The organism is Pseudonocardia hispaniensis, assembly GCF_042658695.1.
GTDB lineage: Bacteria > Actinomycetota > Actinomycetes > Mycobacteriales > Pseudonocardiaceae > Pseudonocardia > Pseudonocardia hispaniensis.
In genome coordinates this window covers 78,338-88,316 of sequence record NZ_JBHSQW010000033.1, presented here as the reverse complement: position 1 = coordinate 88,316, position 9,979 = coordinate 78,338, and the positions used below count along the sequence as shown (strand labels likewise).

The following is a 9,979-nucleotide window of genomic DNA, read 5'->3' as shown; positions in this document are numbered from 1 at the left end:
GGGGCGCCGGCACCGGTCTTTCCGGCATCGGTACGAGCGCCGTGGGCCGGGCCGCGACGGTGGGTGGTTGGCTGACGGAGACATGCGGTAGCCCGCCGAATGGAGTAGCCGCCGGTCCCGGGTGACGAACCGGTGGACCGTGGGTTACCGACGGTCCACCGCGGAGTCACAGTTGCGGGCTCCGCTTGTCTCGCGGCCGCGTGCGGTCACCGCTGACCGGCCGATCGTTCATCACCCTTGCGTCATGCTTGCGGTTGAACGACACAGTGAGGCGGCCGGGCACGTCGCTCGGCGTCCACGTGCGAGGAGGTCTGGCGATGTCGTGGTGGGACAGCTACCGCGCCGTCTACGGCGCGGAGCTGAGGGCGGCCGTGCGCAACTTCGCCCACCACGGTTGGCCGCTCGTCCCCGGGGTGGGCACCGAGGTCATGCTGGCCACCGGGACTGTCCTCGACATCGTGGAGGTGCCCGCCGAGCTCGGCCGCCGAGCCTGCGCGACGCTCCGCTCCCGTGGGTTGGTGGTGCCGGTCGCGGCCACGCCGCAGGGCACCTGGTGGTTCCCGATGAGCCCCGGGATCGGGCTGCCGCCCGAGCTGAGTCTTCGCCCCGACATCGTGCTGCACACCGACGGGGCGGGGGTGCTCGCCCCTCCGACGGAGGGCCCGCAGGGATGGGTGCACTGGCGGGTGGCGCCGGCGCGCACCGCCTACCGGGTACCCGACGCCGCGATCATCGTCGGGGCCCTCGCCGATGCGGTTCGGTCGCAGCCCAGAATCGATCAGCTGCCAGGTATCCCCCAGCGGCCTGTCGCAGCGATCCTCGGCGGCTCGCGGGCTGGGCCCTAGCCCGGGGCCATCGCGAGCCGCGCCCGGTCTCCGTCCCGCTGCTGCTGATCGTCGGATCGCGCCGGGAGGGTCGGGCGCACCTGGTGCGGCGCCCGAGGGAGCGCTTCTCCCTCGTCGCGCGGCCGCACCTCGACGTGGCCGGGGCCGGTTGACCATTCGCCGGCCTCGGCCAGGGCCACGTTGCTGCATGACCCAACCCCGCGGCGGGCACTATTGGGTTCGTGCACATGCCCCAGGCCCAGGGATCGGCCCGCCGACCTCAGCTGCCCGACGTTCCGTCATCCCGGCCGGCCCGATCGGCGGCAACGATCCCGCTGGGTTCGTTCAGCCCGCTGAACGAGGACATCAAGCGGCGCGACCTGCGCCGGATGAAGATGGTCGCGACGGGGTTCCTGCTCGGCGCCACCGTCGTGTTCCTGGTGGGCCGGTACCTCGAGGTCAAACTCGCAATGACCTGGGCCGGGTACCTGCGTGCCGCGGGTGAGGCGGGGATGGTCGGCGCGCTCGCCGACTGGTTCGCCGTCACCGCCCTGTTCCGCAGGCCGCTCAGCCTGCCGATCCCGCACACGGCGATCATCCCCGCGAAGAAGGACGTGATCGGCAACAGCCTCGGCGATTTCGTCGGGGAGAACTTCCTGTCCGAGGCCGTGGTCCGCGACAAGCTGGACCGGGCACGGATCGCGGGCCGGGTCGGGGACTGGGTCGCGCAGCGGGAGAACGCCGAGCGGGTGGCCGCCGAGATCTCCACCGCCGCTCGCGGCATCGTCACGGTGCTGCGCGATGAGGACGTGCAGGCCGTCCTCGAACAGATCCTGGTACGCAAGCTGCTGGAGCGGCCGATCGGGCCGCCGCTGGGAAAGGTGCTCGAGGGCGTGCTCCTCGACGGGGGGCACCACCGACTCGTCGACCTGGTGTGCGACCGGGCCTACGACTGGGTTGCCGAGAACCACGAGATGGTGCTGCGGGTGGTCCGTGAGCGGGCACCGACCTGGACGCCACGCTTCGTCGACGAGATGGTGGCGGACAAGGTCTTCATGGAGGTGCAGAACTTCGCCTGGGCGGTGAAGACCGACCCCGAACATCCGCTGCGCAAGGCGGTCGACAAGTTCCTGATCGAGTTCGCGAACGATCTGCAGCGCGATCCCCTGACGATCGAGCGGGCCGAGCAGATCAAACAACAGGTGGTCGACCATCCCGACGTGCAGCGGTTCATCGGACAGGCCTGGGGCACGATCAAGCGGATGATCCTCGACGCCGCGGCCGACCCCTCGAGCGAGCTCCGGGTCCGGGTCGGTACCGGGCTGATGGCGTTCGGTCGACGGCTCGGTGACGATCCCGAGCTCCGGGAGAAGATCGACGGATGGCTCGGCGACGTCGCCAGCTATGTCGTGCGTCACTACCGGCGGGAGATCACCACGCTGATCACCGACACGGTCGGTCGCTGGGATGCGGCGGAGACGTCGCGGAAGATCGAGCTGCAGGTGGGACGTGACCTGCAGTGGATCCGGATCAACGGCACGGTCGTCGGGGCGCTGGCCGGGCTGGTGATCTACACGGTCTCCGAGCTGCTCTTCTGACGGCGGCACTGACAAATCGGACGACTCTTGTCGGGGGGCGGCCCTACTCTCGCCCACATGAACCACGTCGCCGTTCGGGTCGAGGGCCTCACGAAGAGCTTCGGGTCCACCCAGGCGCTCCGCGGGGTCGACCTGGAAATCCCGACCGGCACGGTGCTGGGGCTCCTCGGTCCCAACGGGGCCGGGAAGACCACGACCGTGCGCATCCTCACCACGCTGCTCAAACCCGACGCGGGCCGGGCCTGGGTGGCTGGTCACGACGTCGTGACACAGCCCCAGGCGGTCCGGCGGTCGATCGGGCTGTCCGGGCAGTACGCCGCCGTCGATGAGAACCTCACCGGGAGCGAGAACCTCTACATGGTCGGCAGGCTCTACGGGCTGAGCAGGTCGGCGGCCCGGGCGCGGGCGAAGGAGCTGCTGGAACGGTTCCGGCTCACCGATGCGGCCGAGCGCCCGGCGAAGACCTACTCCGGTGGCATGCGCCGCCGCCTCGATCTCGCCGGTGCCCTGGTCGCCGCGCCCGAGGTGGTCGTGCTCGACGAGCCGACCACCGGCCTGGACCCACGCGGCAGGCTCGACACCTGGTCGATGATCTCCGAGCTGGTGGCCGACGGCACGACCGTGCTCCTCACGACCCAGTACCTGGAGGAGGCCGACCAGCTGGCCGACACCATCGTCGTGATCGACCACGGTCGCGCGATCGCCCGCGGCACCGCCGACGAGCTCAAGGCCCAGATCGGGGGTGAGCGGCTGCAGGTCGTGGTCGCGCACCCGGAACAGCTCGCGAGCGCCCGGAGCGTGCTCGCCGAGGTCGGGAACGGCGAGTTGCTGGTCGATGAGCACGTCCGGCGGGTCTCGGTTCCGGTGAGCGGCGGGACCAAGGCCTTGGTCGAGGCGCTGCGCCGGTTCGACGGGCAGGGCGTCGAGGTGCTCGACGTGGCGCTGCAGCGACCGACCCTGGACGACGTGTTCCTGACCCTGACCGGGCACCTCGCCGAGGAGACCGAGCAGGTCGAGCAGGCCGAGAAGAAGACGGAGATGGCGGCACCGTGAGCACACTGATCCAGGCCATTCGGGACGGTGGGGTCATCACGTGGCGCAACCTGATCGGGTTGCGCCGGGTGCCCGATGCGCTGATCGGCCTCACGATCCAGCCGATCATGTTCGTGGTGCTCTTCGCCCTGGTCTTCGCCGGCAGCCTCGGCGGTGACGCCTACCGCGAGTTCCTGATCGCTGGCATCTTCGCTCAGACGGTCGCCTTCAACGTCTTCTTCACGACCATCGGAATGGCTAACGACCTGCAGAAAGGCATCATCGACCGGTTCCGGTCGCTGCCGATGTCGCGGATGGCGGTCGTGCTCGGTCGCGCGGTGTCCGACCTCGGGGTCGGGGTGATCACGCTGATCGTGATGTCCGTGACCGGGCTGGTGGTGGGCTGGCGGATCCGGGGCAGCGTGCTCGACGCGCTGGCCGGGTTCGGGCTGCTGCTGCTGTTCTCGTTCGCGATGTCCTGGATCGGAGTGTTCGTCGGGCTGACCGCCCGCAATGTGGAGGTGGCGCAGAGCGCCGGCCTGATCTGGCTGTTCCCGTTCACGTTCGTCTCCAGTGCGTTCGTCTCGATCCAGGGCTTCCCCGGTTGGTTGCAGCCGGTCGGGGAGTGGAACCCGGTCAGTGCCGTGGCGCGAGCCTCGCGGGAGTTGTTCGGGAACCCGACCCAGCTGCCGGGGTTCGAGGAGTCCTCGGCGTGGCCCGCGCAGCACGCGGCGTTGTATGCGGTGCTGTCGTCCCTGGTGATCGTCGCGGTGTTCCTGCCGCTGGCCGTGGCGCGCTACCGGCGGGTGGCCAGCCGGTAGCTCCGCCACCCAACCCGGTCGGCTACAGAACCGGCCGCAGCACCGCGCCGACGGCGATTCCGAGGCCAGCCGCTCCGAGGCCGGTGAGCATCGAGCCGACCGCGTTGAAGAGCGCGAACAGGGTGCGGCCGCCAGCCGCGAGCTGGACGGTTTCGTAGCCGAACGTCGAGTAGGTGGTGAGCGACCCGCAGAAGCCGGTGGCGACGAGCGCGAGGACCTCCGGCGAGGCGGTGGCGGCCAGCGTCAGACCGAGGATGAACGAGCCGACGGCGTTGACGGTGAAGGTGCCCCATGGGAAACCGGTGTCGTGCCGGGACTGCACGAGCCGGTCGGTGAGATAACGCAGCGGGGCGCCGACCACCGCCCCGGCAACGATCAGCAGCGGGATCATCGGGACACTCGCCGAACGCCGGCGGCCCTGGTCACGGTGATCCCGAGCCAGGTGGCCGCGATCGCGCCCGCGAGCGTCGCGGCGAGGTAGCCGACGGCCGCCCCGACGTGCCCGCTCAGCAGCAGGTACTGGGCGTCGGTCGAGTAGGTGGAGAACGTGGTGAACCCGCCGAGAATGCCGGTGGCGGCGAACAGGCGGACCAGCGGGTGCGCCGGGCGCACCTCGGTGACCAGGACGATCAACACCCCGATGAGCAGGCAACCCACCACGTTGATGAGGAAGGTGCCGAGCGGGAAGGCGCCCGGATGCGCGGGTAACGCGAGGCCGACGCCCCAGCGGGCCAACGCGCCGAGCGCCCCGCCGACCGCGATCACCGCACAGGCCCGGGCCTGTCCCGACAGCGGGGCCACCGGATGCGGCCGTGGCTCGGCGACCTGGTTCTCGCCACTGGAGGGCAGCGTCTGGTCCACCTTGTGACCTCCGGGTGCCGGACGACGAAACCTCTCGACCCTAGGCCTCGGCCGACCGAGCATCCACTTTCCCGCCGGAGTCGACGGTGCGCGGCGTCCAGGCTGGGTACACCGTGCTGTGACCTCTGTGCTCCATCCCACTTCACCAGCGCAATCAGTGTGCTTGCAATTGCTAGCACTCTTGCGTACGGTGAATGTCGTCGCACGGAGGTGGAGCGTCGATGGCAGAGCAGGACAAGCCCGCCGAGATCGTCGGCCACGCGGTCGAGCAGGTCGGCCAGGCGGTCGGTCAGGCGGTCGACGACATCGGCGCCTACATCCGGGCGCAGCGCGAAGCAGCACAGGTGTCACTGCGACAGCTTGCGAAGGCGGCCGGTGTCAGCAACCCCTATCTGAGCCAGATCGAACGGGGGTTGCGACGGCCCTCGGCCGAGATCCTGCAGCAGATCGCGAAGGGGCTGCGCATTTCCGCGGAGGCGCTCTACGTCCGAGCGGGGATTCTCGAGGAACGCCCGGCGAGCGTCGTCACCGACGCGGTCCTCGCCGACCCCACGCTGACCGAACGTCAGAAGCAGGTGCTGCTCGACGTCTACCAGGCCTTCCGCTGGGAGAACGGCCGGACGGCCGAACCGGCGGCAGGTACCGAGTCTTCGTGAGAACAACAGGAGTGATGATCATGGCGCTTTCGCTGCCGACTTCTGCGGACGTCCGCAACCTCCGCGAGCAGGCCGCAGATCAGATGGAGGCTGCACGCGCCCCGCTGATGGCCGTCCTGGGTGTCGGCGACCAGGCCGTCACCGCGATGAACAAGGCCCTCGCCGGCGGCAGGGCCCGCGCCGAGGCGGTGCAGAAGCGCCTCGGCGACCTGCCCACCGAGGTCGAGGGTCTGCGCTCCAAGCTGGCCACCGAGGAGATCCGCAAGACGGTCGAGGAGTGGCGCGCCCAGGCCACGAAGTACTACGAGGAGTTCGCCAAGCACGGCGAGCAGACGTGGGCCGAGCTTCGCAAGCAGCCCCGGATCCAGCGGGCGCTCGATGCGATCGAGTCGTACACCGCGAAGCTCGACGCGCAGGTCGAGGAGTTCGTCGACGAGGCGCATGATGCCGCCGAGAAGGCCATCAACGTGGTGACCGGGCAGACCCGCACCGCCGCGGAGAAGTCTGCCGAGTCCGTGAAGCAGGCCGCGGACGAGGCCGCCGAATCGGTCAAGGAGGCCACGGACAAGGCCGCTCAGTCGGTGGTGGAGACCGCGGAGAAGGCCGGCGGGAAGACCACGGCCGTGGAGCGGCCCGCCCCGAAGGCGGTCGTGAAGCCCGCGGGGCCGGTCACGGCTCCGGAGGCGAGCGACGTCGCGGACACCGCCGCCGACACCACGGCGAGCGCTGCGCGTCGGGCGGCCAACCGCACCGCGTCGAAGAACGCCACCCGCAGCACGGCGACTCGGCGCGCCCGCGACGAGGGCACCGCATCGAACTGAGGCAGACGGCGTAGGCCGCTGCCATCGTCGAGCCACGAGCCCCGAGACCCGTGGTCTCGGGGCCACTCTCGTCGTGAGTCCGGCCGGTCTCGGGCGAGGCCGGCCGCGAATCCCGCCTCCTCGGAAGCAGTCTGCGGGTCGGGATGCCACGAGAGGCTTTGCGCACGTACTCTGGCTGGGTGGACCTGCTGTACAGACTCGACGGCTACATCCTGTTCGGGCTGTGGATTCTCGGGATGCCGGTGGGTGCTTATGCCTTGATCCACGCTCTTCGGCAGCGCGCCGACGCGTTCACCGCGGCCGGGAAGCTGACGAAGAACGCCTGGCTGGGGATCACCGCGGCCGGACTGTTGGTGCTCGTCGTGTTCCCCGGCCCGTGGAGTGGCGGGGCACTGTTCTGGATCGCGGGCCTCGTGGCGGTTCTCGTCTACATCGTCGATGTCAAGCCCGCTGTGGTCGGTGTCCAGCGGGGGGACCAACGCTGGTGAGCTGGGCCGTGCTGGGGGCGCTGCGGGCCGCTCCTGCGCTCGACCGGCCCGACCTGCTCGCCGACGCGGTCGAACATGCGCTCGCCTCGCTCGATCCGGGCGACGCCGCCCGGGTCGGCGTCGCCGAGATCGATCCCGCGCTCGCCGATACCGCCGAGTTCTGTGCGGCCTACGCCTCGCCGTTGGAGAGTTCGGCCAACTGCGTGGTCGTGTCGGGTCGGCGCGGTGGACACGTCAGATTCGCCGCCTGCGTGATCCTCGCGACCACGCGCGCCGACGTGAACGGTGTCGTGCGCAAGCGGCTCGACGTCCGTAAGGCGTCGTTCGCGCCGATGGCCGAGGCCGTCGAGCTGACCGGGATGGACTACGGCGGCATCACTCCGATCGGACTGCCGGCCGGGTGGCCGCTGTTCGTCGCCCCCGAGGTCGCCGCCGCGCGGTCCGTGGTCATCGGCAGCGGGGTCCGCGCCAGCAAGCTGGCCGTTCCTGGGGCGCTGCTGGCGTCGCTGCCGGGCGCGGAGGTGGTGGACGGCCTCGCCCGCGAGGTGTGAGCGCCCGGCTGGATGTGCGTCATGGAGCCATGGTGTCGTCCGGAGATACTTGAACGTTGGAATGAGTTCAACGGTGTAAGCGTTGACGCAGTTATGACAGACACGCTGAAGCTGCCGGTGCTTCCGCTGCCCGACTCGGTGGTGCTGCCCGGCATGGTGGTTCCGCTCCGGCTCGACGAGCCGCAGGTCCAGGCGGCGGTCGACGCAGCGAGCAGTGTCGGCCGTCGCGTCCTCGTCGTTCCTCGCCTCGATGGCCGCTACGGCGCGATCGGCACCGTCGCGGTCATCGAGCAGATCGGCAGGCTCCCCAGCGGGGAGAAGGCCGCAGTGGTTCGTGGGGAACGGCGCGCCCGCATCGGGGTCGGCCAGCCCGGCCCCGGTGCCGCGCTGTGGGTGGAGACGTCTCCGGTGCCGGACGGCTCGTCGACCGAGCGGACCGAGGCGCTCGCCACGGAGTACAAGGCACTGGTCGTGGTGGTTCTCCAGCAACGCAACGCGTGGCAGGTGATCGACTCCGTCCAGCAGACGACCGACCCCGGCCAGCTCGCGGACCTCGCGGGCTGGGCGCCCTACCTCGACGTCGAGCAGAAGGCACAGCTGCTGGCCGAGACGGACGTGGACCGGCGGCTGGAGCTGCTCATCGGCTGGACGAAGGAGCATCTCGCCGAGCAGGAGGTCAGCGAGAAAATCTCCAAGGACGTCCGGGAGGGCATGGAGAAGGCGCAGCGCGAGTTCCTGTTGCGCCAGCAGCTGGCCGCGATCCGCAAGGAGCTCGGCGAGGCCGACCCCGAGGACGGCGAGGAGGACTACCGTGCCCGCGTGGAGGCCGCGGACCTTCCCGAACACGTCCGCAAGGCCGCGCTCATCGAGGTCGGCAAGCTGGAGCGCGCCTCGGACCAGAACCCGGAGGCGGGTTGGATCCGCACCTGGCTCGACACCATCCTGGACATCCCGTGGAACACCAGGACCGAGGACTCCGACGATCTCGCGGCCGCCCGGGCGATCCTGGATGCCGATCACGCCGGTCTCGAGGAGGTCAAGGAGCGCCTCATCGAGTTCCTCGCGGTCCGGGCGCGGCGTGGCCGCCGCGGGCTGCAGCGGGTCGGCGGGCGTGGTTCCGGAGCCGTGCTCGCGCTGGTCGGACCGCCCGGCGTCGGCAAGACGTCGCTGGGGGAGTCGGTCGCCCGGGCGCTCGGGCGGAAGTTCGTGCGCGTCGCCCTGGGCGGTGTGCGCGACGAGGCCGAGATCCGCGGGCACCGGCGCACCTACGTCGGCGCCCTGCCGGGCCGGATCGTCCGCGCGATCCGGGAGGCCGGGTCGATGAACCCGGTCGTGCTGCTCGACGAGATCGACAAACTCGGTGCCGACTTCCGCGGCGACCCGTCGTCGGCCCTGCTGGAGGTCCTCGACCCGGCGCAGAACCACACGTTCCGCGACCACTACCTCGAGGTCGACCTCGACCTGTCCGATGTGCTGTTCCTGGCCACGGCCAACGTCGCCGAGACCATTCCCGTCCCGCTGGCCGACCGGATGGAGATGGTGACCCTCGACGGCTACACCGAGCAGGAGAAGGTCGCCATCGCGCGTGACCACCTGCTGCCCCGGCAGATCGAGAAGGCCGGCCTGGAGCCGTCCGACGTCGAGTTCTCCGACGTCGCGCTGGGCATGATCGCCGCCGAGTACACCCGCGAGGCGGGGGTGCGGCAGCTGGAACGGGGCCTGGCCAAGGTCCTGCGCAAGGTGGCGGTGGCGCTGGATTCGGGTACCGAGGCCCCGGTGCACGTCGACGCCGATGCCCTCGTCGGGTTCCTCGGCAGGCCGCGATTCACCCCCGAGTCGGCCGAGCGCACCTCGGTACCGGGCGTCGCGACCGGCCTGGCCGTGACCGGAACCGGCGGGGACGTGCTGTTCATCGAGGCCACCTCGATGGACGGCGAGCCCGGCCTGACGCTCACCGGCCAGCTCGGCGACGTCATGAAGGAGTCGGTGTCGATCGCGCTGTCCTATCTGCGGTCCACGGGTCTGGCCGGTGACCTGGCGTCGAAGCGGCTGCACGTGCACGTCCCGGCGGGGGCGGTCCCGAAGGACGGGCCCTCGGCCGGTATCACGATGACGACCGCTTTGGCCTCGCTCGCCTCCGGCCGTCCCGTCCGTTCGACGGTCGGGATGACCGGCGAGGTCACGCTGCAGGGCCGGGTGCTGGCGATCGGCGGGGTCAAGCAGAAGCTCCTGGCTGCGCACCGGGCCGGGTTGACCGACGTGATCATCCCGAAGCGCAACGAGCCCGACCTCGACGACCTGCCGGAGTCGGTCCGCGCCCAGCTGCG

At 70.5% G+C, this 9,979-nt stretch carries 11 protein-coding genes; 9 read left to right on the top strand and 2 right to left on the bottom strand.

From position 1 onward, the window contains the following. Positions 1–317: 317 nt before the first annotated feature. The 4 genes from ACFQE5_RS15795 to ACFQE5_RS15780 all read left to right on the top strand — a co-directional run bounded on the left by ACFQE5_RS15795 (position 318) and on the right by ACFQE5_RS15780 (position 4,275). On the top strand, positions 318–845 hold the full coding sequence (locus tag ACFQE5_RS15795; RefSeq protein ID WP_379585865.1) for a hypothetical protein: 528 nt from the start codon (positions 318–320) through the stop codon (positions 843–845). Positions 846–1,072: 227 nt separating this feature from the next. Then, complete coding sequence (locus ACFQE5_RS15790; protein WP_379585926.1) at positions 1,073–2,422, top strand: DUF445 domain-containing protein; 1,350 nt, start codon at positions 1,073–1,075, stop codon at positions 2,420–2,422. A gap of 57 nt (positions 2,423–2,479) precedes the next feature. Beyond that, positions 2,480–3,475: an ATP-binding cassette domain-containing protein gene (locus tag ACFQE5_RS15785; protein WP_379585863.1), complete on the top strand. Its 996-nt coding sequence runs from the start codon at positions 2,480–2,482 to the stop codon at positions 3,473–3,475. Then, positions 3,472–4,275 carry an ABC transporter permease gene (locus tag ACFQE5_RS15780; protein ID WP_379585861.1) on the top strand — a complete coding sequence of 268 codons (804 nt, stop codon included), beginning with the start codon at positions 3,472–3,474 and terminating at the stop codon, positions 4,273–4,275. The genes ACFQE5_RS15785 and ACFQE5_RS15780 overlap by 4 nt, the downstream gene beginning before the upstream one ends. A gap of 22 nt (positions 4,276–4,297) precedes the next feature. On the opposite strand, the gene crcB (ACFQE5_RS15775) is transcribed toward ACFQE5_RS15780, so the two are convergent. Both crcB (ACFQE5_RS15775) and crcB (ACFQE5_RS15770) read right to left on the bottom strand, forming a co-directional pair. Further along, positions 4,298–4,666, bottom strand: a complete 369-nt coding sequence (crcB, locus tag ACFQE5_RS15775) for a fluoride efflux transporter CrcB (RefSeq protein WP_379585859.1) — start codon at positions 4,664–4,666, stop codon at positions 4,298–4,300. Beyond that, positions 4,663–5,136: a fluoride efflux transporter CrcB gene (gene crcB / locus ACFQE5_RS15770; protein ID WP_379585858.1), complete on the bottom strand. Its 474-nt coding sequence runs from the start codon at positions 5,134–5,136 to the stop codon at positions 4,663–4,665. Before crcB (ACFQE5_RS15770) ends, crcB (ACFQE5_RS15775) begins: the two co-directional genes overlap by 4 nt. Positions 5,137–5,357: 221 nt before the next feature. Between crcB (ACFQE5_RS15770) and ACFQE5_RS15765 the strand changes: the two genes are divergently transcribed. The 5 genes from ACFQE5_RS15765 to lon all read left to right on the top strand — a co-directional run. Continuing rightward, entirely contained in the window at positions 5,358–5,792 is a 435-nt protein-coding gene (locus ACFQE5_RS15765; RefSeq protein ID WP_379585856.1) for a helix-turn-helix domain-containing protein, read from the top strand. After that, positions 5,789–6,613 carry a hypothetical protein gene (locus ACFQE5_RS15760; protein ID WP_379585855.1) on the top strand — a complete coding sequence of 275 codons (825 nt, stop codon included), beginning with the start codon at positions 5,789–5,791 and terminating at the stop codon, positions 6,611–6,613. The genes ACFQE5_RS15765 and ACFQE5_RS15760 overlap by 4 nt, the downstream gene beginning before the upstream one ends. Before the next feature lie 179 nt (positions 6,614–6,792). Then, positions 6,793–7,101, top strand: coding sequence for a DUF2516 family protein (locus ACFQE5_RS15755; RefSeq protein ID WP_379585854.1), 309 nt, complete (start codon positions 6,793–6,795; stop codon positions 7,099–7,101). Then, complete coding sequence (locus ACFQE5_RS15750) at positions 7,098–7,652, top strand: YbaK/EbsC family protein (RefSeq protein WP_379585853.1); 555 nt, start codon at positions 7,098–7,100, stop codon at positions 7,650–7,652. Before ACFQE5_RS15755 ends, ACFQE5_RS15750 begins: the two co-directional genes overlap by 4 nt. 93 nt (positions 7,653–7,745) lie before the next feature. Next, the coding region (gene lon, locus ACFQE5_RS15745) for an endopeptidase La (RefSeq protein ID WP_379585852.1) at positions 7,746–9,979 on the top strand (2,234 nt) is incomplete at its 3' end.

Excerpts from the sequence above, each read along its gene's own strand:
- ACFQE5_RS15785 (WP_379585863.1), top strand. The coding sequence starts at position 2,480 with ATGAACCACGTCGCCGTTCGGGTCGAGGGCCTCACGAAGAGCTTCGGG.
- ACFQE5_RS15790 (WP_379585926.1), top strand. The coding sequence starts at position 1,073 with ATGCCCCAGGCCCAGGGATCGGCCCGCCGACCTCAGCTGCCCGACGTT.
- ACFQE5_RS15795 (WP_379585865.1), top strand. The coding sequence starts at position 318 with ATGTCGTGGTGGGACAGCTACCGCGCCGTCTACGGCGCGGAGCTGAGG.
- crcB (WP_379585859.1), bottom strand. The coding sequence starts at position 4,666 with ATGATCCCGCTGCTGATCGTTGCCGGGGCGGTGGTCGGCGCCCCGCTG.
- ACFQE5_RS15765 (WP_379585856.1), top strand. The coding sequence starts at position 5,358 with ATGGCAGAGCAGGACAAGCCCGCCGAGATCGTCGGCCACGCGGTCGAG.